Annotated in this window: 18 protein-coding genes and 1 riboswitch; of the genes, 4 read left to right on the top strand and 14 right to left on the bottom strand. The window is 47.0% G+C overall.

All coding sequences use genetic code 11. The features are described 5' to 3' along the window. The 7 genes from ACWB0I_RS08885 to ACWB0I_RS08915 form a co-directional block, all read right to left on the bottom strand. On the bottom strand, positions 1-270 hold the full coding sequence (locus tag ACWB0I_RS08885) for a Trp family transcriptional regulator (protein WP_479387703.1): 270 nt from the start codon (positions 268-270) through the stop codon (positions 1-3). Between the two features lie 636 nt (positions 271-906). Further along, complete coding sequence (locus tag ACWB0I_RS08890; RefSeq protein ID WP_479387704.1) at positions 907-1,623, bottom strand: SDR family oxidoreductase; 717 nt, start codon at positions 1,621-1,623, stop codon at positions 907-909. Further along, the gene (gene folE / locus ACWB0I_RS08895; protein WP_479387705.1) at positions 1,604-2,176 is read right to left on the bottom strand and encodes a GTP cyclohydrolase I FolE; all 573 of its coding nucleotides are present in this window, start codon (positions 2,174-2,176) and stop codon (positions 1,604-1,606) included. The genes ACWB0I_RS08890 and folE overlap by 20 nt, the downstream gene beginning before the upstream one ends. 1 nt (position 2,177) lies before the next feature. Beyond that, positions 2,178-2,594, bottom strand: a complete 417-nt coding sequence (locus ACWB0I_RS08900; RefSeq protein ID WP_479387706.1) for a 6-carboxytetrahydropterin synthase — start codon at positions 2,592-2,594, stop codon at positions 2,178-2,180. Then, positions 2,591-3,016, bottom strand: a complete 426-nt coding sequence (locus ACWB0I_RS08905) for a 6-pyruvoyl trahydropterin synthase family protein (protein WP_479387707.1) — start codon at positions 3,014-3,016, stop codon at positions 2,591-2,593. The genes ACWB0I_RS08900 and ACWB0I_RS08905 overlap by 4 nt, the downstream gene beginning before the upstream one ends. Before the next feature lie 349 nt (positions 3,017-3,365). Continuing rightward, complete coding sequence (locus tag ACWB0I_RS08910; RefSeq protein WP_479387708.1) at positions 3,366-4,451, bottom strand: glycosyltransferase family 4 protein; 1,086 nt, start codon at positions 4,449-4,451, stop codon at positions 3,366-3,368. Then, positions 4,444-6,222 (bottom strand): response regulator, encoded by a 1,779-nt coding sequence (locus tag ACWB0I_RS08915; RefSeq protein WP_479387709.1) that lies wholly within the window; start codon positions 6,220-6,222, stop codon positions 4,444-4,446. The genes ACWB0I_RS08910 and ACWB0I_RS08915 overlap by 8 nt, the downstream gene beginning before the upstream one ends. 128 nt (positions 6,223-6,350) lie before the next feature. Between ACWB0I_RS08915 and ACWB0I_RS08920 the strand changes: the two genes are divergently transcribed. The 4 genes from ACWB0I_RS08920 (at position 6,351) to ACWB0I_RS08935 (ending at position 11,813) form a co-directional block, all read left to right on the top strand. Continuing rightward, on the top strand, positions 6,351-6,785 hold the full coding sequence (locus ACWB0I_RS08920) for a hypothetical protein (protein ID WP_479387710.1): 435 nt from the start codon (positions 6,351-6,353) through the stop codon (positions 6,783-6,785). A gap of 35 nt (positions 6,786-6,820) precedes the next feature. Beyond that, a riboswitch (TPP riboswitch) is annotated at positions 6,821-6,927 on the top strand. Between the two features lie 203 nt (positions 6,928-7,130). After that, complete coding sequence (locus tag ACWB0I_RS08925; protein ID WP_479387711.1) at positions 7,131-9,587, top strand: TonB-dependent receptor; 2,457 nt, start codon at positions 7,131-7,133, stop codon at positions 9,585-9,587. A gap of 206 nt (positions 9,588-9,793) precedes the next feature. Further along, entirely contained in the window at positions 9,794-10,426 is a 633-nt protein-coding gene (locus ACWB0I_RS08930; RefSeq protein WP_479387712.1) for a thiamine diphosphokinase, read from the top strand. Beyond that, a complete protein-coding gene (locus ACWB0I_RS08935) occupies positions 10,419-11,813 on the top strand; it encodes a sodium:solute symporter family protein (RefSeq protein ID WP_479387713.1) in 1,395 nt (464 codons plus the stop codon). Before ACWB0I_RS08930 ends, ACWB0I_RS08935 begins: the two co-directional genes overlap by 8 nt. Here the strand turns inward: ACWB0I_RS08935 and ACWB0I_RS08940 are convergent. The 7 genes from ACWB0I_RS08940 to ACWB0I_RS08970 all read right to left on the bottom strand — a co-directional run bounded on the left by ACWB0I_RS08940 (position 11,791) and on the right by ACWB0I_RS08970 (position 21,989). Next, on the bottom strand, positions 11,791-13,020 hold the full coding sequence (locus ACWB0I_RS08940) for an ABC transporter permease (protein ID WP_479387714.1): 1,230 nt from the start codon (positions 13,018-13,020) through the stop codon (positions 11,791-11,793). The genes ACWB0I_RS08935 and ACWB0I_RS08940 overlap by 23 nt on opposite strands. A gap of 12 nt (positions 13,021-13,032) precedes the next feature. Continuing rightward, on the bottom strand, positions 13,033-14,268 hold the full coding sequence (locus ACWB0I_RS08945) for an ABC transporter permease (protein WP_479387715.1): 1,236 nt from the start codon (positions 14,266-14,268) through the stop codon (positions 13,033-13,035). Next, complete coding sequence (locus tag ACWB0I_RS08950; RefSeq protein WP_479387716.1) at positions 14,268-14,948, bottom strand: ABC transporter ATP-binding protein; 681 nt, start codon at positions 14,946-14,948, stop codon at positions 14,268-14,270. The genes ACWB0I_RS08945 and ACWB0I_RS08950 overlap by 1 nt, the downstream gene beginning before the upstream one ends. Beyond that, complete coding sequence (locus ACWB0I_RS08955) at positions 14,948-16,147, bottom strand: efflux RND transporter periplasmic adaptor subunit (protein WP_479387717.1); 1,200 nt, start codon at positions 16,145-16,147, stop codon at positions 14,948-14,950. Before ACWB0I_RS08955 ends, ACWB0I_RS08950 begins: the two co-directional genes overlap by 1 nt. A gap of 157 nt (positions 16,148-16,304) precedes the next feature. Then, the gene (locus ACWB0I_RS08960; protein WP_479387718.1) at positions 16,305-17,717 is read right to left on the bottom strand and encodes a TolC family protein; all 1,413 of its coding nucleotides are present in this window, start codon (positions 17,715-17,717) and stop codon (positions 16,305-16,307) included. Between the two features lie 15 nt (positions 17,718-17,732). Then, positions 17,733-18,500, bottom strand: a complete 768-nt coding sequence (locus ACWB0I_RS08965) for a Yip1 family protein (protein WP_479387719.1) — start codon at positions 18,498-18,500, stop codon at positions 17,733-17,735. Positions 18,501-18,848: 348 nt separating this feature from the next. Then, a complete protein-coding gene (locus ACWB0I_RS08970) occupies positions 18,849-21,989 on the bottom strand; it encodes a DEAD/DEAH box helicase (RefSeq protein WP_479387720.1) in 3,141 nt (1,046 codons plus the stop codon). Positions 21,990-22,379: the final 390 nt, after the last annotated feature.

Consider the following 22,379-nt stretch of genomic DNA (forward strand, 5'->3'; position numbering starts at 1 on the left):
TTATTGAAATTGCTTAACGGCATTTTTAAGGATTGAATTCCGCTTTTTAAGCTCTTTTGACCCTCGGGTAATTTTGCAAAGACTTAAATGCAGGTCTTTGGCGATCTTTCTTTGCGGAACGCCCTTGTCCAGCAATTTGACAATTTGCCAGCGGGAAGAGAGGGTTTTCATCTCCTTTGGCGTTAACAGACTCTCCAAAAATTTGTAGATGGTACGCGGATCATCTGTTCCGGCCAGGAATTCACAGACTTCAAGTAAATGCTTGTCCATAGCGCTCGTTTCTGTAAATAGTAACTGTTACTATTAATAGTAACGAAAAGATTACGAAAATATGTGTTCCAGATCAAATAAATGTGGAAATATTTTTTTAGAGTGGAAATAATTTTTACCTCTGCAACAGATGGCCGGGGAGTAAGGATCGTACCGTGAAAAGGGTAATAGGTTTAAATGAACTCTGCAAGATGAAAATTTTAGGGTCATTGCGAGGATCTTCGAGCAACGGGAAGAAGAGAAATCTTTATTAGCCCTCACCCCAAACCCCTTCTCCCCGCTTTGTGGGGCGAGGGGGAATTCAGTCAGTCGGTAGGCGCAGGCTTTGAGCCTGCGCTTGATACTTTCTTCGCTATTACACAAGGCTCGAGCTAAAGCTCGAGTTACGTTAACGCAGGGATTCGAAATAACAGTTGGCACAGGGCCCACTAATTGTCATTTCTACCGATCTGCGGAACGAAAGCGACGCGTAGAGCGGAGAAATCTTATCAGGTGTAAGGGCGAGTTACATTGTGCTTGCGAATTGTTTGCCGGAATGAAGGATTCCTCCCTCCGATGAATCGGGTAATTTGAATGCCAAATTTTACACAACGTTCAGCTATTACCGGAGGTTTCGATTTAATTGTCTATGTTTAATTAAAATAGGCCGTTCACATGTTCCAGACTGATTTCATTGAGATTGACGTGGGGCGGGGCGGTAAAAATCCATTCTACACAGCGTGCCACATCTTCTGGTTGCAACATGCGTTGGCGATCCCAGTCCAGATTTAACCGGTCGTGCAGCGAGGTATTGACCGACGCCGGGAAGACCGAGGTGACTTTAATCTTTTGTGGGGCCAGTTCCTGGCGCAGGGTTTCGGCCAGGGCACGCAGTGCAAATTTGGAAGCAGCATAGGCTCCCCATTCAGGAAAAACCATTTTGCCGGCAATGGAATTGATGAAAATAATCCGCGCCTGATCGGTAAAAGACTCTTTTACGGTTTGTAAAAATGCCACGTGAGCCAGTAAATTGCTTTCCAGAATCTGACGCCAGTCTTCCACCGGCATTTCCAGAGCCCGACCCGTTTTGGCCAGGCCGGCATTCAGCACCGCGCCTTTGATGGCCAACTTTTTGGATTTTAACCAGTCGCCGAACTGATTCAGATCATTGCTGCTGGTCAGATCGGCACGGAACCACTCGGCCTGAACGCCGGCCTGATGGATGTAATGGCTCAGTTCACTAAGGTGCGATTCATTTCTGGCGATGAGAATCAGCTTGTGGCCCGCTGAAGACAAACGCAGGGCTGTAGCGCGACCAATCCCTTTACTGGCGCCGGCAATCACAATCCAGTTATCAATAGGGCGATTCGACACGAGGGCTCCTGATCAAATTTAAAAATTCGGCGCGGGTTTTTTCATCGTCTTTAAACGATCCCAGCATAGCCGAGGTAATCATTTTAGCCTTGTCCTTTTGAACGCCGCGCATCATCATGCACATGTGCTGACCTTCGACCACCACGCCCACCCCATCGGGTTCCAGGGCGTCGTTGAGCAGGTGGGCAATCTCCAGCGTCATTTTCTCCTGAATTTGCAGGCGTCGGGCAAACATATCGACAATGCGCGGTATTTTGCTAAGGCCCACCACTTTACCTTTGGGGATGTAGCCCACGTGCACTACGCCGTAAAAGGGCAATAAATGGTGCTCACACAAGCTGTAATATTCAATATTAGCCACGACCACCATTTCATCGTAATCAACATCAAAAATGGCATTATTAATGATTTTTTGGGGATCGGCATGGTAACCCTTGGTCACTTCGCGGTACATCTTGGCCACACGAAACGGGGTGTTTTTCAATCCCTGACGCTCAGGATCTTCTCCGATGCCAATTAAGATTTGTCGTACAGCCTCTTCCATGCTTTTCATTTTAACCTTTCCTTTCCAGTTCAAAATAGTTGTTGTTTGTCTCCCACAATTTAATCCTGAATAATCGATTTCCTAAATATTTTTCCAGTTCCTGCCACAAATACTGGATGATCTCCTCACCGGTGCTGCGGTGCGTTTTAAAATAGGCAATTTCCAGATCAAGATGTTTATGGTCCAGGGCAGCGATTACTTGTTGGACACCGGCATCCAGCTGCTGGAGGGGAATGATCATGCCTGTGTCGGGATCGACCGTACCGCGCAGGGAAACTTCCAGATAGTAATCGTGTCCATGACCGTTGCGGTTGTTGCACTTGTCGTAGATCTGTTGATTGAACGATTCATCCTCTTCCGGGATGTGCAGGCGGTGGGCCGCACTAAACGAATAGATTTTTGTCAGGCAAACGCTCCGCTGGCTCATTTCTCCCCCTGCCACACATCCACGTAAAGGTCGTGTCTTTCGTAAAGGCGAATGCGTTCCAGCGTAATGCCGGCTTCCTTGCGAATCTGCGCGTCGAGTAGATCGAACAGGACCAGGGCAATGTTTTCTGTGGTCGGGATGCGATTTTTAAAATAAGGCGTGTCCAGATTTAAAAATTTGTGGTCGAATTGCTCCACAATTTTACCGGCAATGGCTTTTAAGGTCGAAAGGTTAATAATCATGCCCGTCCTGGGATCGACCGGGCCGCTGACGGTTACGTGTAATTCGTAGTTGTGGCCGTGACCATAGGGAGAGGTACAAAGGCCAAAGACCTCTTTGTTTTTCTCTGCTGACCAGTCCTCTTTCCAATAACGGTGACTGGCCGAAAACTCAAATTTTTTGGAAATTGTTACGTTTTTCATGTTCTTTCCGGGCTTGTTTAAATCAACTTCTTGTAACGGTTTAATGCGATTTCATATTCCTTGAAAATCAGGCCCACGGCCATCCATCAAAATACAAAAAAAACAATGTACGGTAAAAGAAAGCCAGGCAAATAAATTTTGCCTGCTACTCCGCACGCGATAGCCTGTTTTTCTGTCCAACTACTCATCGTTTTCGACGGCAGCAGGAGGACAGGCCTCTTCTGTCTTGCGCTGTAACGTCCGGTTTTGCTCAGCCGCCTGAACCGGGCAGTAATGGTTAAGGTTCTCTGGGGCTCAGTTCCGGGCCGCTGGGTTCGAATTTACAACGTTCTCCATGGTAAAGTAGCCTTTATTGAATTTCGGGCAACAGGTCAATTAACTTTTTGGCCGAAGCCAGCCAGCTAAAGCGCATGGAGCGCAGATGGCCCTGCTGGCCCATCTTTTTTCTCAGGTACGGAGCCTGCACCAAAGTTAGTAATTTTTCCGTTAAGCAGGCAACATTTCCCGGAGGGCACAGAAAACCGCATTCCTCGCTAACCACTTCTGGAATGGCGGTGCTGGCGTACGTGACCACCGGTAATTTGAAAAACATGGCCTCTAAAAAAACCAGTCCAAACGTTTCGTGGTAGCTGGGTAAACAAAAGATATCGGCCTGGGCGTAATAAGAAGCCAATTGTTGTTGATCAGCCAGATCGCCCACAAAGGTAACCTGCGATTCCAGGCCAAGTTGTTGTGCCAGCGTTTTGTTTGCAGGAAGTTGGGGACCGCCGCCAACGATGATCAACCGGGTTTGCGGTTGTGATTGGGCCACATGGTAAAAGGCGCGTAGCAAATCGGCAATGCCTTTTCGGGGGTATTGGTGCGCCACGCTGAGTATCTGGATGCCATTTCTGAGTTGTGGCTGGCAATGTTCAGCCAGGACATTCCAGTAGGCATGGTCAATGCCCAGTGGAATCACCGAAATCCTTTCGCGGGGTACATGGTAGTATTCTACGATTTTTTGTGCGGTGTAGTTCGAAGGTACGACAACGCGGCTGGCGCTGCGTACGTTCTGGGCCTCTCTCTGCACCAGATGAGCGAGGATTCGTGCCGTTTGTCCTTTTTCAAATTGCACGATGTCGGCCAGAATGCCGGCATTGAGAACAAATTTGGGTTGATTTAAATGGTTAAGGGCAAAGCCGTCAAAGTCGCTGCCCACAATCAGATCAAAGTCATGCGGCGCAAATTTCAGCGTTTTGTTGAAGGTCAGACGTTGCACAGCCAGGTTTAAATAGGAAGCTGCACTAAATTGCGGGTGCAGGAGAGTCACCTGATGTCCGAGCGTTTTTAAGGCCTGGCTGTAGCCTAAAATCATGCGCACCACTCCGGAGCCGGTGGTTAAATCCAGAGGGAAAGAGGTAATGAGCGCGATTTTTAGGTTCTGACGTTTAGACATTGCGGAAGAATTCGTCCAGTCCGTTGTTGTACGAAGGTTCCTGCAGCGCATCGCTTAAATCGTTTTCACGGGCGATTTTTTTGGCAAACACCTGAATTTGGCCGGCGATGTGATCGTCTTCTCCCCTGAGCAGAACGGCCAGAAAACGCTCAAAAAAGTGTTGCGGCTGTCCCCAGATTTTATTGATCTTTTCATTGCCCAATTCACATTTAGCCATCAAAAAGGGATCCTGACGCAATTTACCTTCGATCCAGGAAAAGGGGAAAAGTTGCTGTACCTGTACAATGAGTTGGTTGCAAGCTTCGAGTACGCGGTCAACCTGTTGAAAACTGCTCTGATCGAGCAGCAGATCAATGCCCGTTTCCAGATAGTACATGCGTTCCAGAAACAGATTGACCGTCAGGCCGCGCCAGATCATTCCAAACTGCGGGGCAATGATCAGCGGTGAAGGGGTTAATTTTTTAATCTGATCGACCGCGTATTTTAAAACGCTGCCTGATGGGATATGGGGCTGGTGAAATTTACGCACCACATCCCAATCCTCTTCCAGGGCGTAAAGACGGCCGGCCTGAGGAAAATCCACAAGAGAGCTGAACAAAATACCGGAAAACAGAACACGCGACTGCACATCATAAATCATAAATGATTCCTGATCCGGGGCAAAGGGCACGTTAATGATTTGCAGAGTATGATCGGTAGCCAGTTTAAGGATGTTTTTTTGTAAAGTGTCTGTTGGCTTAACGTAACGGGGATTGACGCCCAGCGGCTTCATGTAGGAAAGAATTTGTCGGCTGGTCAGGTAGATCAGCTTTTTGTTGGCCTCATTAAATTTCTGGAAATTAAGCAGCAATTCCGGCGAGCCACTGGTAATAGCCAGTACGTGAACCTGGGATAGGTTGTTGAGCAAAGCGGTGATCTTTTCCTGATGTGGCTCAAAATAGCGCACATCTCCAGGATAGAACAGCATATTGATCTTCTTTTCGGTTGATTCAAACGTACGTACGAAGCTGTTCACCTGGAGATGCTGGTCGAGATCGCGATGCCCAACCCACCACAGGCTTTGCTCGACGACAGGAATCAATTCATTGAGTTTGGGCTGTACGGTTTTGGGCAATTTGCGCTTAATGAGTTCCGGTTTTAGCCCGATGTCGTCCGGCCGAATGACAAACAGGCCGTGATTCCACATGCGCAGATGGTCCAGGGCGCGCGTGGGCGAAAAATCGGAGTAAACGACCTCGGCAATATCGCCCTTCTCCAGAATAATTTTTCCGGTTTCTCCCTGATTGTACAGAATGATGGCCCCACTAATGCTTTTTTCATGGCAAAGTTGAAGAATGTCGTCCAAGGAGTAATCTTCCAGGGTTCCTTTAAGCTGAACGACCAGCTCGCGCGTATTTTTGATTCTGCGGAAAATAGCTTCGATTTTAGCCATGACTTCATCGAGATTAAAGGGTTTGAGGATGAAGTCGTCGCCGCCGGCTTTGATTCCTTCCAGCAACTGATCGCTTTTAGCCGTTAGAAAGATAAATGGCAGGTTGCGCGTCAATTCATTGTTGCGAATCATCTTGCAGAATTCAATGCCGTTCACTTCGGGCATGGCAATGTCGGAAATGATCAGATCTGGCAGAGTGTTATTAATCGCCTTCCAGGCTTCTTCCACATTCTGGGCTGTGATCACTTCGAAGTCGCCGGAAAGTTCAAAAATACGCTGTAAAGACTGCAGGATGGATTCTTCATCATCCACAATTAAAACCGTGCGTCTGCTTGACATGACTGTTTCCCTGAATATTAATTTTAGGCAAAAGATAGGCATAAAATAAGCATGATTCAAAAGATTTGATTTTTCACTTAAAATTTGGCAATTTTATTATTCAATAAAAAGAAAAAAGCGAGGATTTTATGGCCGATTTAGTAACCAAAATTCGCAAGGCAATAGAAGACACCCTGGACACGGCGAAAAACAACGCACAAAATCTGAAAGAGATCGCTCAGGATTACGGAAAGACCGCCCGTTTAAAGTTCGAATTGCACCAGTTAAAAATCAGTAAACGCAAGAAATATGAGTTGTTGGGCAAAACGGTTTTTCCTTATTTAGCGGCCAATGATTACAAGGGCTTAAAAAAACACGAAACGCTCAATGTGTTACTGGATGAAATTAAAAATTTGATTAATCAGATCCGGTTGACTCAAAATGAGCTGGAAGAGCATCTAAAGAACAGAGAAGCCGGAAGCGAGCGAGAGCCAAAAGAAAAAATTAAGGAGGAAATCCAACAGATTGAGTCGGAAATTGAATCGCGATTAGAAGAAATCAAAAAAATTCAGGAAGGGACCTGATTTAAATAGTTAAGATACGAAGAACATAACATATCCCGAGTCCGTGGGGGTGCTTCTGACTGAGTTGTGGTCAGAGGCTGAGAACATACCCCTTGAACCTGATCTGGGTAATACCAGCGCAGGAAACGGCTAAGCAACATTTTGAAGAGCCATTTCCTGCGAGGGAAATGGCTCTTTTTTTTGTTGGGCACAAGCTAAAGCTTGTGTTACGAGTTGATGGTGGAAGTTGGAGGAGGTGGAACGAGCTGAAGCTCGTGTTACGAGCATAAGCTAAAGCCCTGGTGTAGGGCGAATGAGGAATTTGTGTAAAAAGAAAACATGTTTCATTTGATAGAGGAGAATATCATGCGTTCTGTTTTAATCCCTCTTTTATTTGTTTTGGTTCTGGCAAACTTGTTGTTTGCGCAAAACAACTACGTCATCTCCGGCATTGTAATAGACGCCAGCAATGGACAGGGATTAGCCGGAGCTAATGTTTTTATCCCTTCTACTTCCATTGGAACTACAACGGATCCGGAGGGTTATTTCCGCCTACCGGCTTTACCGGCTGGGGAGTACGACCTGCATGTTACTTACATGGGTTACAGTGAACGGACTATTCATCTGAAGCGGCTGACAGCAGACACCTCAATCACCATTTCACTGGATCAGGATGTGTTAAAAGGGCCCAGAATTACCATTACTGCCACACGGGCCATTGAACGCGTTACGCCGGTTACCTTCAGTTCCCTGCAGCGTCAGGAAATTGCCACACGACGAACCATCCAGGACATTCCCGAAGTGCTTTCGGAATTACCTTCCACCACCTTTTATTCCGAAAGCGGAACGGGCATGGGCTACAGCTATTTGAGCATTCGCGGATTTGGTCAACGCAGAATTTCGGTCATGATCAATGGCGTGCCGCAGAACGATCCTGAAGATCACAATGTGTACTGGGTGGATTTTCCTGACTTCCTGAGCAATGTGGAAAATATTCAGGTACAGCGCGGGGCAGGAAGCGCCTTTTACGGCCCTCCGGCCATCGGCGGCTCAATTAATATTTTGACCAACTACTTTTCGGTTCAAAGAAGTCTGACCGCCTCGGTGGGCATCGGTTCGTTTAACACAAAGCGCTATTCTCTGGCTTACAATTCCGGGCTGTTAAAAGATCGTTTTGTGCTTTACGCCCGACTGTCCCGCATTCAGACCGATGGCTATCGGGATTTAGCTTACATCGATTTTAAAAGTTACTTTTTAGGCGCTGCCTATTACACCCAAAACAGTACCCTGCGCCTGCAGTTTTACGGCGGCCCCATTGAAGATGGCCTGACTTACACTGGTATTCCCAAAGAGTACAATTCAGATGCCAAACTGCGAAAAATGAATTTTAACTGGTGGGATTACGCTGATGATGGAAAAACGATCTATTATTCCCTCCGACGCAAAGATGAGATCGAAAATTTTAATCAACCCCATTTTGAAATTTTGCATGAGTACCGGCTTAACGAAAAGATAACCCTGAACAATACGCTGTTCTACATTAAAGGCTACGGCTTTTTTGATTACGATGGCAGCTGGGGAACCCCGGAATATTTCCGCCTGACCCCGGAATATGGCTATGATGTGCAGGAGATTCCGGCCGACGCGCTGATACGGGCCTATGTGGACAATGACCAGCTGGGCTGGTACCCGCAGTTGTACATTAAGTCGCAATTAGGCGAATTTGTGCTGGGCGCAGAATTGCGCGCTCATCGGTCCCTGCACTGGGGACGTTTACAGAAAGGGAGTGGTTTGCCAGCCGATGTGGTTGGGGATGGCGCGCGGCGTTATTACCAGTACAAAGGGGCTAAAGACATCGCATCCGTTTATCTGCACCAAACGTCGCGCATCAGGCCGCGGCTGATGCTCATGTCCGATTTACAGTACACTTACAAAAGATACCGCCTGTACGACGAAAAATATGTGGGCAACGATTTCAGCGTTCCCTACCACTTTGTAAATCCACGCCTGGGATTAAATTACAATCTGACTTCGCGGCTTAATGCCTACACCAATCTGTCGTACACCCAGCGCGAACCGCGTCTAAAAAATCTGTACGACGCCGCTGAATCCAGCTATCCGGAAGACTGGGGCTACAAGGTTCCGCAGTTTGCCCTGAATCCCGATGGCACCTACAACTTTAACAAGCCGCTGGTCAAGCCCGAGGCGCTGACCGACATCGAATTCGGGATCGGTTATCATGCCAATGATCTGCAACTGAATCTGAATTACTACTACATGAATTTTAAGAATGAGATTATTAAAAGCGGACAGCTGGATCGGTTTGGTCAGCCCATTACCGGGAATGCCGACCGCACACGGCATCAGGGCGTGGAGTTCAGTACGCGATTACAATTGACGCCTCGCTGGAAACTCCACTTAAATTTCACCAAGAGCGAAAACAAATTGCTCGACTACAAGGTGTACGATTGGTCGGGTCAGGCCACAGACCTGAGCGGCCACACCATTGCCGGTTTTCCGGATGTGATTGCCAATGGTCGGTTGACCTATAACTGGCGTAAGTGGTACGCTTCCCTGCAATGGCGCTACCAGTCTGCTTTTTACACCGATAATTACCAGGACGAGCACAACAAGGTCGATGCTTTTGACCTGTTCAATTTTGATCTGCGCTACCAGTTTCATTTGACGGGCGGCGTAAACCTGACGGCGCAGTTGCACGTTGCAAATGTTCTGAATAAAAAGTACCTTGTCCATGGCGAGGGGCAGGAATTTTTCCCCGGTGCGCCCAGAAGTTATTTTCTTAACTTTAAAATTACCTACTAATTTTAATTTGGGTAATCGCGATCTGGGGAAAGACCCAATGTCGGTCGGGGAGGAAGACTCTCCTCCCCTTGCCTTTTTGGCCAGAGAGCGAAATAGATGTCAGACATTTAAATCACCTACAGGGGCAAAAGCGCTAAAGGGTACCGTCGTCACTAAAAAAAGGAGCGACAAAGCATTTTCCCCTGCTTTACCATAAAGGAGCAACCATGAAAAAAACTGTAGCCATCATTCTGAACGGAGAGGGCCTTGAAGCTGAGCGATTACAACAGGCGCTGCAAGGGGTTGCCGTGCTCATTGCTGCGGATGGCGGGGCAAATTATTGCCGGCAGCACAAAATACCGCCTCACTACATTATCGGCGATCTGGACTCCATTAAAAAGGCTTCCAGAAACCGGTTTGAACAGAGCGAACTGATTTACCTGGCCGATCAGTATTCCACAGACCTGGAAAAGGCTTTAATCCTGGCCGAAAGCAAAAAACCCGATTGCTTACGCATTTTAAACGCCACGGGTAAGCGAAGCGATCATGCCCTGGCCAACCTGTTATTTCTGGCTCAAGCGAGTAAGCGCATGGAAGTTGAGGTCATCGATAATTTCGGCCGCTTAACATTTTTACAGGCAGGCGAACACCGTTTCGATCTGGCCAGAGGACAGACCATCTCCTTTTTGTCCGTTTCTGCGGTGCGCAATCTGACGCTTTCCGGTTTTCAATATCCTTTAACCGCGCAGACGTTCGATGATTTTTTTGTAGGAATCAGCAACGTGGTGGCCGAATCGCCCTGTTCGGTTGCTTTTGATGAAGGCACATTGATCATGTACGAGGTGCAACGTTTTGAGTAAAGCACTATGGCTGGATCTTTTACCTGTTGTGCTTTACGTATTATTGCTTTTGTGGGTCGGATTTCGCGCCCGTAGCCAGGATGGCGATGAAAAGGAATTTTTGCTGAGCGGGCGCCGATTGACCCTGCCCGCATTTGTGGCCACCCTGGTCTCCACCTGGTACGGCGGTATTTTGGGCATTGGCGAGTTTGTCTATCAGGCCGGGGTTTCGGCCTGGCTGGTGATGGGATTGCCCTACTACCTTTTTGCCCTGCTCTTTGCGTTGTTCCTGGCCCCGCGCATCAGACGCGCTGAAAATGTTTCCATCCCTGACATGATGTACCGCATGCATGGCCGAAAGGTAGGAGCCATCAGCGCTTTGTTTATTGTGCTCATGACCTCGCCGGCGCCCTACATTTTAATGTTAGGAGTTCTGTTACAATATTTTTTCCATCTGAATCTGTTGCCGGCCATTGTACTGAGCGCCCTTTTTTCCATCATCTATGTTTACTGGGGAGGTTTCCGATCGGTGGTGGAAACCGACAAGCTGCAATTTATTTTCATGTTCAGCGGTTTTCTACTGCTCGTTGGCTACCTGAGCACCACACAGCCAAGCCCCTGGCAGGTCTTCCAGCAGCTGGACGGGCCGCACGCATCACTTAAGGGCACGCTCTCCTGGCAGCAGATTATTGTCTGGTTTTTCATTGCCAGCTGGACGTTTATTGATCCTGGTTTTCATCAACGCTGTGCGGCGGCCCGTTCGCCTCAGGTGGCGCGACGCGGCATCCTGATCTCCATTGCCTTCTGGGCCCTGTTCGATGCCTTAACCCTGACCAGCGGCCTGTACGCCTTTGTGCTGTTGCCAGACATCAGACCCATTTTAGCCTACCCGGCCCTGGCCACTCAGTATTTGCCGCCCTTTTTGCGCGGATTGTTCTTTGTCGGTTTGTTGGCCACCATCATGTCCACCATCGATAGCTACACATTCTTGTCGGCCATTGGCATTGGCCGCGATTTAATCTGGGAACTGAAAAAGCAAAAGACAAAAAGCGCCAATTCGTTCGTCAAGGTAGGACTGATTCTCACCGGATTTGTGGCCGTAGGCATGGCCTATTTAATCCCTTCGGTTGTGCAGCTCTGGTACAGTCTGGGCAGCCTGTTCATTCCGCCGTTGATCTTTCCGGTCATCGGAGCCTACTTCTCTAAATTAAAATTGCCATCCGGCTATTTTGTTGTGATGATGGGGGGGAGCTTTACAATTGGACTGGCCCTGTTTTTGTGGGGCAACCTGCACGCCAGAGGCGGCGTAGCCCATTACCCTTTGGGGCTGGAGCCTTTCTTCCATGCGCTGATTTTTTCGGTAGGTATTTTGGTACTGGGGTTAATCACTCGTAGCGCAAGGCATTGATGGGGTTCATGTTGGCGGCCCGCGATGCCGGATAAAGGCCGGCCAGAATACCTACCAGCGAAGTGACCAGCAAAGAACTGATCACAGCCCACAGCGGAATAGTAAACGGAATTTGCAATGAACTGCCCACCAGGGCAGCCAGCAAAAAGCCGCTTACCATACCGACCAGGCCGCCCACAAGGCTTAGAACAACCGATTCGCTGAGAAATTGCATTAAAATCACCGCCCGCCGCGCGCCCACGGCTTTACGAATGCCAATTTCACGCGTACGTTCTGTTACGGTAACCAGCATGATGTTCATCACGCCAATGCTGCCGACCAGTAAGGAAATCAGCCCTAAAAAGATGCCTGCCAGGCGCACTTTACTGGCAATGTTGTTAAACGATTGAATGAGGGTATCGTTGGTAAAAATGGAAAAATCGTTTTCTTTGCCGGGCGGAATTTTACGCTCTTTGCGTAACACGCCGATCACCTGATCCATGGCTGCCTGCATGTCCGCTTGGGGCTTAACCATCACCGTAATTTTACAAGAACGTTTTTTGCCCCTGATGTCTTCAAAGGTGGTGATGGGGATGATCAGACGGTTGTCGCGGCTTTCGCCAAAGGTGGAGCTGCCCATCTTTTCCAGGATGCCGGTCACGCGAAAGCGCTTGCCAAACAGCTTAATCTCTTTGCCCAACGGATCTTCAAAAGGGAACAACTCTTCCACCACATCCATGCCCAGCACCACCACATTGCGGTGGAAACGCACATCGTCCCTGGTGATGGGCCGTCCTTCGCTGACAAAATAGCCGTTGTTGGGAAAGAATTCTGGTTCAGCGCCGGCCACGGAAATGGTAGGATTGGTTGTTTTGTCTTTGTACTTTACACTCACATTGTACTCCCAGATTTCCGCGCCAACAAACTGCACCAGATCGCAATTTTGGCGAATGGCCCGGGCCAGCGCCTTGTCCAGCCTTTTGCGTGGTTTCTTTTTTCTAAAGCCCACCTGAATACCGGTAAAAATTTCATCACGTTGAACCTGAAAAGTGTTGGCCCCCAGAATATTCAGCTCTTTCTGGATGGAATGGTTGTAACCTTCCAGAATGGACACGATGAAAATGACTGTGGCAATGCCAATGCTGATGCCCAGGGCCGTTAAAAACGACCGGAACTTGCTACTACGAATTTGGTCCAGGGCGATGTGTAAATTTTCTTTGATTAACATGATCGTTTGTTCTCACTCGTAGCGTAATGATTCAATGGGATTTAAACGGGCTGCTTTGTAAGCCGGGTAAAATCCGGCCAGAACCCCGACAAACCCCGAAAAACCAAAGCCAATTAAGATCGAGGTCAGGCTGACCGTGCCGCTCAAATTCATCTGAGAGAGCACCATGCTTCCGGCAAAAAAGCCCAGCACAATGCCAATTAAGCCACCGATGGAAGAAATGACGATGGCTTCGAACAGAAACTGGCTTAAAATGTTGTTGCGCGTGGCGCCAATCGCTTTGCGGATACCGATTTCCCGCGTCCGTTCTGCCACGCTGACCAGCATGATGTTCATGATGCCAATACCGCCCACAACTAACGAAATTCCGCCAATGACAAAGACAATGGCAAACAGGGTGGTGGTCAAACTCCTGTACAGATCGGTCAACATGTCCTGCTGGTTAATGGAGAAGTCGTCTTCTTTGGTCGGCGGCACTTTGCGCACGCGGCGTAAGATGCTGCGAATCTGATCTTTCATTTCTTCCAGGCGCTCAGGTTGGGTGGTGAGGGCAATCCGCATTTCGCGATGGCCGCCGTAAACGCGCCGGAACGTACCAAAGGGCACAATCAGGAAGTTGTCCATGCTCTGGCCAAAAAAGTTGCCCTTGCGTTCCAGAACGCCGATTACCAGGTACTTGCGATCACCAATAAAGATGCGCTTGCCAATGGGGTTGGCTTTTTCAAAGAGCTGATCGGCCACTTCGCGGCCCAGAACGCAAACATAGCGGTTGTAATGGACATCCAGTTCCGTTAAAAAGCGGCCCAGCTCCGGAGCGACATTTCCGGTGTACACATATTCCTGATTGGTGCCAATGACGAACAAGTTTTCAAATTTTTTATTTTTGTAGCGAATGGATTTCATGGAAAAGACTTCCGGCGAGATGTGTTCCGCTGCGCGACAATATTTGGCCAGGGCCTGGTACTCCTTGTAGGTAATGGGCTTACGGTTCCTATACTTCCAGAAATCGCCTTTAATGACCCAGGGATATTTCTGCACGTAAACGGTGCTGGCTCCGATATTGGAGAGCTGGCCGAAGACGTATTTGTTCAGGCCTTCGATTGTGGTCCAGATGGTGATGATGGTGGTCACGCCGATTAAAATGCCCAGGGTGGTCAAAATGGAGCGCAGCTTGTGACTGACCAGCGCCTGCCAGGCCATGATCAAATATTCTGAAAGGTGCGAGAAAAAAGCGTTTAAGGTTGTCATCAGCGATTTAACTCGTCTTTGATGATTTCACCATCCAATAAGCGAATGATGCGCTGGCATTTTCGGGCGATCTCTTCTTCATGGGTGACCAGAATAATGGTGTTGCCTGCCTGGTTCAATTCCTCAAAAATTTGCATGATCTCTTCGCCGGTTCTGGAATCCAGATTGCCGGTCGGTTCGTCGGCTAAAATAAGCGAAGGATTGTTAACCAGGGCGCGGGCAATGGCCACGCGTTGGCGCTGACCGCCCGAAAGTTCATTGGGCCGGTGATGAGCCCGATCGGCCAGGCCCACGCGTTCCAGCATTTCCATGGCGATTTCCCGGCGTTTGGAACGCGGGGTTCCGTTGTAGATCAAAGGAAGCTCCACATTGTGTAGAGCGCTGGCCCTGGGTAACAGGTTGAACGTCTGGAAAACAAAACCGATCTCTTTGTTGCGAATGTGGGCCAACTGGTCGTCCGTCAGGTTGTGGACATCCTGATCGTTCAAAATGTAACGGCCGCTGGTTGGCACGTCCAGGCAACCGATGATGTTCATCAGAGTCGATTTGCCGGAGCCGCTGGGCCCCATGACGGCGACGTACTCGTTGCGCTCAATGGTCAGATTAATGTTGTTCAGAGCCCGGACTTTAACTTTTCCCAGTTCATAAATTTTGCTCAGGTTTTCAACGCGGATTAACATCAGTCTTTTTTCACCTCTTTTTTAACTCGTACGGTCTGCCCGTTTTTCAGGGTTTTGGTTAACAGGCGGAACGGCCCGGTGATGACCTCTTCCCCTTCTTGCAAACCTTCCAACACCGCGTAATGTGTGTCATCGCTAATGCCCAGTTTAACCGGTCTGATCTCGGCTTTGCCGTCTTTGACGACAAAAACCACTTCGCGCAAGTCTTCTTCTTTAACGCTGGAAGGGCGGTCAGGTTTTGAGGTCTTTTTGGGATTTTGCCCTTCGATTTCATCTTTGCTGCGCACCGTTACGGCCTGAATGGGCACTTTAATAACGTTGTCCAGGCGTTTGGTCAAAATATCGACCGTGGTGCTCATTCCCGGGCGGAAGCGCGGATCGGGATGGTCGATGGTAACCGTGACCTCAAAATTGGTTACCTGTTCTGTGGTGCCCTGGCCGCGGGTGATGGCGGAATGGGCAATTTGCGTCACCACGCCCCGATAGCTGGTGTCCGGGAAGGCATCCACCTCAACAATCGCCGAATCGCCCGGCTCAATATTGACCACATCATTTTCGTCGATTTCCACCACGGCTTCCATTACCGAAAGATCAGAAACCACCAGAATAACGTCTTCCTGAAACTGGGCGCCTAAGGTCATTTCGCCTTCTTCTTTGTTAACGCGCGTCACAACGCCATCGATGGTGGCAAATAGCCGCGTTTTGTCCAGCGAATCCTGGGCTTCCTTTAAGGCTGCTTCGGCCTGCAGACGGTTGCTCATGGCTGCTTCGTAATTCGCTTCGGCAGCTTCTAAATCGGCCTGTGAAACCAGCTTGCGTTCGTACAATTGTTTGGTGCGCATTAACTCGCTGTGCGCTTTTTTTTCGTTAGCTTTGGCTGCCAGCAGTTGCGATTCGGCCTGCTGAACGCTGGCAATGTAACGCTCCGGATCCAACTCCACTAAAAGCTGACCTTTTTTAACAGAATCTCCTTCGCGCACATGAAGACGCACAATTTTACCGGCAACCTGAGCGCTAACCTTGACCTCCGTGGCTGCCTTGATTTGCCCTGAGCCGGTTACTTTTTGCTGGACCGTGCCTCTGGTTACCTTCTCGGTGATGACAAGCGGACCGCGGTCTCTTTTTAAAAGATTACCTGCAACAAGCAAAGCAATGAGCAGCAGAATGCCTGCGCTAATTAAAATTTTTTTCTTTTTCATTGTCGGGCTTCCCCATTTTTTCTGGTTAATATGGCGCTCCTGTGCTTGTTCGTCGGATGGCCCGTCCGGTTAAGACGCGCAGGAGCGCGCTTGCTGTAAGAAGAGTCATTCATAAGCAACATCATCCAGCTAATTCTTCATTGCCGGGTTGAAGCGATTATCTGTTTTCGATCTTTTCTTTAATTTTGGCGTAACTCAATCCCAGTTGATTATCCAATTGCGCTAATAACAGCTGCGCATTGTACTCTGTAGAAACCAGGGTCTCTTCGGCTCTGGTTAAATTGACCTGCGCTTCACGAACCTCTAATTGCGTTCCGGCGCCGATGTTGTAGCGTTCCTGAGCCAGACGGTACTCTTCCTTAGCCGCTTCTAAATTTTCCTGATTGATTTTGATCATTTCCAGGGTGGAAAGGTAGTTTTGGTAGGTTTTATGAATTTCGGATTTTAAACTGCGTTTGTAATCTTCCAGCTGTTCCATGGCCATTTTCCGGTTCAGTTGCGCCTTTTGAATATCGGCATAATCCGAAAAGCCGTTGAAAAGATTCAATGAAAGATTGATGCCGTATCGGATCTGATAGTTTTGATCGTAATCAGAAAAGACCTTAATGGCCGATTCGTGAAAGCGGTCGTAATTGAGGTACACGGAGATTCTGGGGAAATTTAAGCCTTTGGCCATTTTCAGAGAAAGGGTACTGGATTTGATGTTCAGCAGGTCCTTTTTCAATAATGGCTGATGCTGCCAGGCGGTCTTAAAGAGTTCGTCCAATTGGGGAATTTCGCCGGGCAGATCAAATTCCGGTTGCACTTCAATCGGGGTTAGGGGATCGCGTCCCAACAGCAGATTCAATTTCTTGCGCGCTTCTTCGTAAACATTCTTCTGGTTCAGATAATTAATCTTGTCGTTGCCTAAATTTACCTTGGCGCGGTACACATCGACCTGTGCCGTGGCCCCCAGTTCAAACATTTTTTGCGAGCGTTCCAATTGGGCCTGGCTACGTTCAATAGCTACTCTGTACACATCGAGTAGTTTTTTTTGTTTGATCACGTCAAAATAGGCCTGTTGTACCTGAAAAATAATGGTATTGCGATCGCTCTCGTACTGATGCTTTGTAGCTTCGTAATCGGTTTTTGATTTACGAATTTGGTTCCACCAGATTCCGCCGTCGAAAATGGTTTGCGAAATGGTCAAATTGGCTGAAGACGAGGAGCGCGTTTGCTTTTCAATTTTACGCGTTCTCTGCTCGTAGATCACATTACCGGTTTCCGGATCGATGCCCACCGGTTCGTTGCTCAGGTATTCTGAAGGCCCGGTTTCAATTTCGCCCCTGCCAGCCGATACGCTGACCTGAGGCAAAATGCCCCGATAGCTCTTCAACACGTCAAAATCAGCGGCTTTTTTCATGTAATAGGAAGCGCGTAAGGTGTAATTGTTTTGCAGGGCCAGTTCGATACACTCTTCCAGGGTTAGCAAGGATGTTTCCCCTCTGGCTTGCTGCGCTTTGCCCCGGCCAGGGAGGCTGATGACCAATAGTAATATGAATAGTATTGCACCACGAATTCCGTGCCTCATTACAAACTCCTTTGTTTAGATAAACAAGCGGCTAAATCCCAGGCTGATTAATACATAAATAATGTAAAGGGAAATAACCGTAATGTACGATTTTTTTGCGCTAAACCGATAGATCATGCCAAAACCGATGGCCCACAAAATGACCTTCCAGATGGCGAAAATGTCGACGGCATTTAAAAGTTGAAAGAGCACCGTTTTGTTTTTCTGCGGATCCATGAATAAGGCCAGACTGGTGTACACCTCCATGGAGTTTTTTTGTAGAATCATAAACATTTTAACGGGCATTTCCACAAGACTAACGATGTTGCCCCATACATAGAGCGCAAACATCTGCTTAAAGGTTGCCTTTCCTCCCAGAAAGAAATTGCCGACTAACAAAAACAGACCGGCTGCTATGGCGTAAACAACAGCAATGCCAATCACGCTACCCAAAACGGATTGAATATAGTAGGTGGTTGGCGACATATTGTCGATTTGCTCCAGAGCCATGTCTTTCATCTCTTCGGTCATCTTATTGGAGTCGAGGATCATTTGTTTGCGATATTCCAGCATCTGGTCCTTGGTCACCACGGTAAACACAATGCTCATTAAGATAATCAAAAGAAAAGGTAATAACCAGGTGGGATTATTGCGCAAATGGTCAAAGAAACTTACCGGATCGCTAAACACTTTAACCAGTTGCTGACTGGCAGAAAGTTTGGCAACCACGGGTTCGTTTTTAACTTCTGACGATTCATCAGGTTGTTTGTTTTGATCATTGTGGTTGTTTAAGATTTCAGTCATTTTGTACCCTTTCATTTTGATTAGGTATTAACGTGTAATTTTAACAAAAGTTGCTATTAATACAAGTGTGAAATAAAAAAATTCAAACAAATGTGTCAGGGTGCAAAATTTTGAACCGTGATTGGCTTGATTTAGGGATTAGCGTGATTAGAATACTTCATCCGAAAGGGCTGACGTCTTAGCCTGCGAAAAACTTGGTTAATGCGTAACGCGCGACGAGTAATGAGTTCCTCCCACAAACGAAAGCTTTTAATCATCACCGATCAGTCTCAAAAACTTTAAACCTATTTCAAGGTTTGACAGTCAAGGTAATCCGCAAATGCCTTTACTGCCAGTTCAATACTATTTTCAAGAAAACAACTGCACAATATCTTCTTTTTCGAGATTCTTAAAGAAGGCGGCGTCGGTGGTAATCAATTGTTCCGCCAGATTTTTCTTTTTTTGCTGCAGGGCCAGAATCTTTTCTTCTACGGTGCCTCTGGTAATCATTTTGTACACAAACACCTTTTTGCTCTGTCCGATGCGGTGTGCGCGATCCATGGCCTGCGCTTCTACAGCCGGATTCCACCAGGGATCCAGATGAATCACATAATCAGCTGCCGTAAGATTTAAACCCAGCCCGCCGGCCTTAAGGGAGATTAAGAAAATTTTGATCTTAGAGTTGTCCTGAAATTTATCCACCAACTTCTGACGATTTTTGGTGCGCCCGTCCAGATAGAGGTAGGGAATAAGACGCTGATCCAGCCCTTTACGCACCAGGGTAAGCGCTTTGACAAACTGCGAAAAGAGCAGAACTTTATGGCCTTCTGAAAGCACTTCTTCCAGGATGTCAAACAGGGCATCGAATTTACCAGAATCCGGTTTGCTGTTTTTTTCAACCATGGCCGGATGAATGGCCAGCTGACGCAAGCGGGTTAGCCCTTCTAATACTTTCATTTTTGAGCGATTAAGTCCCTTTTCATTAATGGCTTTTAAGATCAGCGCGCGGTAGTAGTCGCGCCATTTTACGTAAGCCTTTTGTTGTTGTTCGCTCATGTCGCAAAACAGGATGTTTTCCACTTTAGGCGGCAGTTCTTTGGCCACCATGTCTTTGGTCCTTCTCAGAATGAAGGGGTAGATGAGGCGGCGCAGTTGTTCCGCTTTTTCCTGATCGCCCTTTTTTTCGATGGCTGCGCCAAAGTGCCTGGTAAACGCCTTTAAGGGGCCCAGCATGCCCGGATTAATGAACTGGAACTGCGACCACAGCTCTGCAAGATTGTTCTCAATGGGCGTGCCGGTCATCACCAGCCGATGTCGCGCTTTTAAGCGGTAGGCTGCGCGCGCCGTAACAGAGAGTGGATTTTTTATCTTTTGCGATTCGTCCAGAATGACGTAATGGAAAGAGATATCTTTTAATAGGTCAAAATCGCGCCAGAGAAGGGCGTACGAGGTGATGATTAAATCAAAATCTTTAAAGTGAACCGCGTCCTTCTTTCTCTCCATGCCAGAATGGACATAGACCTTTAACTCCGGCGTAAATTTTGCGGCTTCACGCTGCCAGTTAAAAATGACTGAGGTGGGGGCAACGATTAGTGACACCAGATTTTTTTTCAATTTTTCTTTATGCCATTGTAAAAGCGCCAGGGACTGAATGGTTTTGCCCAGCCCCATATCATCGGCCAGACAACCGCCCAGACCATATTCATTTAAAAAGACCAGCCAATCGAGGCCGGCTTTCTGATAGGGTCGTAGTTGTCCATGGAAGTTTTTGGGTAAATCCACTGAACGGATGTTTTTAAAGCTCTTTAATTTTTGTAGGTGTTCTTTAAAGGCCTGATCGGTTTCTGCCTGTGCCGAATCGTTTAGAATTTCTTCGATTAATAAGGCCTGAGTTTTAGAGAGGCGTACTGTACCGTCCTGCTTTGAATTACTGCCAAAGGTTTTAATCAGGCCTAACTTTTTAAGTGTGTCCTGGTCGATCCTTACCGCAGAACCGTCGCTTAAGCGAATAAAATTTTTGTTGTTTCGCAGGGCTTTCAGCGCTTCCTGATAGGACATGCGCAGTCCATCGAAGTCGATTTCCACATTAAGATCAAACCAATCTTCTCCGGAAGACACCTGTGTAATCAGTCGGGGTGCTACCCGGCGCACCTTTAATTTTTCCAATTTTTCTTCGCCGTAAATCTGGAATCCTTTTTTGGCCAGCTCCGGTAGAACGTCAAACAACCATTCTAAAACGTTTATTTTGGGGGACAAAACAAATTCTTTACCCTGCCTGACTAGATGATGCTCGGCCAGTATGTTCAAATAAAAGTTTTCCACTTCCTCCTGGCGGACAATGAGGAAGTATTGGTTTTCTTGCTTTTGTATTTTGTACTTTTTAAAAGGCAGCGCCGCTATTTCTATGGGTTTAACGGATTCTTGCTGCTCGCCATACGAAAAAGAAACGGAAATGAGCAGTTCCCCATCTTCTTCCGACAGATAAAGGGCTTTGTTTGTCAGGCTGTCCATTATGTTTAATTGTACAGAATTCGGAAGTTCTATGTTGATATTCGCTTCCAGATATTGAGGATAAACGGCATTTAAAAAATGGGGCATCTCTTTTTTTTCAATGATTAGTCCGGCTTCCGTTTTGCAAAAGGGAAAAAGGAGTCGGGCAGGAATATTTTGCCTGACCGGCCAGATTTTCATGTCATGGAAAAAATAGACCTGTTCGGAAGAGAGCAGGAAGAACGAATCATTTACCATTATTTTTTGCTTGCCATTTCCCTTTGTTAAAAACAGTTTAAGTACATAATGATCTTCTTCTTGTTCGATGGCAAAATGGAGGTCATACGCTTCTTTTAAAAATGTAATGGGAATCTTTTCGCCCATAGTTTTATAGTAAAAAAGGTAAGAATCACTTAAATAGCTTAAAATCTGGCCGTATTCGCTGCCATATTGGAAATTGGCATAGTTGGAAAAGCGGGATAGGCCATTTAATAATCCTAAAGCCATCAATTCATTGGGAGTGTTTTCGAAATCATACGAGCTGAAATAATTTAAATTGAAGTTGAGAGTGCGTCCCAGCATGCCATTCTTTTTAATATAATGTAAGTCGACTTTTATTTGCCAATAAGATGAATAAAAGGTAAATAAAAAAACCAGGCGATTGCGGGATTTGTTTTCAAGTTCAGGCTCTTTAGGTGGAACAAGCGCTTTCCAGGTCGGTTCTGAGTGAACAACATGCGCATCGGATTTTTGCCTTTGATCATATTCTAAAATTGTAGCAACGATATGTTTACAAATTTTGTCACTGGAGGTAAAAAAGGGGCAGGTGCAATCCACATGATAAGTATAATTTCTTTTTTGTATTTTTACTTCATATTGATTGGTACCAAAAACAATGCTTTCCACCTCGTCATCGGAAGTTCTGAGAATTCTGACGCGGTGGTTCTTGAAATAGGCTTTTCCCTTATTGAAAATCCTTGGCCCGACGACTTCTTTGAGATGCTCTAAATCGAATTCCATTGAAATTAAATCCTGCTTTAACTTGCTTTTTATTTAATCCTTTAAATTATAAATGAACAAAGGAAAAAGAAAATATTTTTATGGAGCTATTATACTTTAAAGCGGCAAACGGCTGAACTTTTTGAATTTTCTTTGTTGTGCTGTCGGAAATTCTGAAAGCAAATAAGAAAGTAACTGTTCTGAGAAATATGACTTCCTTAGTGGAGTTTGGTGTTGCTTGTTCTTTCTTAGGTGCATGAGATTAGAGAAAAGCGTAATTTTGCAAAAGATTAATATTCATGTTGCTGAGAGATGAATAATCTGTTTAAATCCTGTTATTAAAATGGATTAGTCCAGACTATTTGCTCTGAAACAGAAGAATTATTTGTCTTTTGCTCCCACAAAGCAGCA

This window comes from Caldithrix sp., assembly GCF_056497305.1.

Bases quoted from the DNA above. Each gene is read 5' to 3' on its own strand.
- ACWB0I_RS08970 (WP_479387720.1), bottom strand. From the start codon at position 21,989: ATGGAATTCGATTTAGAGCATCTCAAAGAAGTCGTCGGGCCAAGGATT.
- ACWB0I_RS08905 (WP_479387707.1), bottom strand. From the start codon at position 3,016: ATGAAAAACGTAACAATTTCCAAAAAATTTGAGTTTTCGGCCAGTCAC.
- ACWB0I_RS08910 (WP_479387708.1), bottom strand. From the start codon at position 4,451: ATGTCTAAACGTCAGAACCTAAAAATCGCGCTCATTACCTCTTTCCCT.
- ACWB0I_RS08955 (WP_479387717.1), bottom strand. From the start codon at position 16,147: ATGAAAAAGAAAAAAATTTTAATTAGCGCAGGCATTCTGCTGCTCATT.
- ACWB0I_RS08885 (WP_479387703.1), bottom strand. From the start codon at position 270: ATGGACAAGCATTTACTTGAAGTCTGTGAATTCCTGGCCGGAACAGAT.
- ACWB0I_RS08920 (WP_479387710.1), top strand. From the start codon at position 6,351: ATGGCCGATTTAGTAACCAAAATTCGCAAGGCAATAGAAGACACCCTG.
- ACWB0I_RS08960 (WP_479387718.1), bottom strand. From the start codon at position 17,717: ATGAGGCACGGAATTCGTGGTGCAATACTATTCATATTACTATTGGTC.
- ACWB0I_RS08930 (WP_479387712.1), top strand. From the start codon at position 9,794: ATGAAAAAAACTGTAGCCATCATTCTGAACGGAGAGGGCCTTGAAGCT.
- ACWB0I_RS08945 (WP_479387715.1), bottom strand. From the start codon at position 14,268: ATGACAACCTTAAACGCTTTTTTCTCGCACCTTTCAGAATATTTGATC.
- folE (WP_479387705.1), bottom strand. From the start codon at position 2,176: ATGAAAAGCATGGAAGAGGCTGTACGACAAATCTTAATTGGCATCGGA.
- ACWB0I_RS08950 (WP_479387716.1), bottom strand. From the start codon at position 14,948: ATGTTAATCCGCGTTGAAAACCTGAGCAAAATTTATGAACTGGGAAAA.
- ACWB0I_RS08900 (WP_479387706.1), bottom strand. From the start codon at position 2,594: ATGAGCCAGCGGAGCGTTTGCCTGACAAAAATCTATTCGTTTAGTGCG.
- ACWB0I_RS08940 (WP_479387714.1), bottom strand. From the start codon at position 13,020: ATGTTAATCAAAGAAAATTTACACATCGCCCTGGACCAAATTCGTAGT.
- ACWB0I_RS08965 (WP_479387719.1), bottom strand. From the start codon at position 18,500: ATGACTGAAATCTTAAACAACCACAATGATCAAAACAAACAACCTGAT.
- ACWB0I_RS08915 (WP_479387709.1), bottom strand. From the start codon at position 6,222: ATGTCAAGCAGACGCACGGTTTTAATTGTGGATGATGAAGAATCCATC.
- ACWB0I_RS08925 (WP_479387711.1), top strand. From the start codon at position 7,131: ATGCGTTCTGTTTTAATCCCTCTTTTATTTGTTTTGGTTCTGGCAAAC.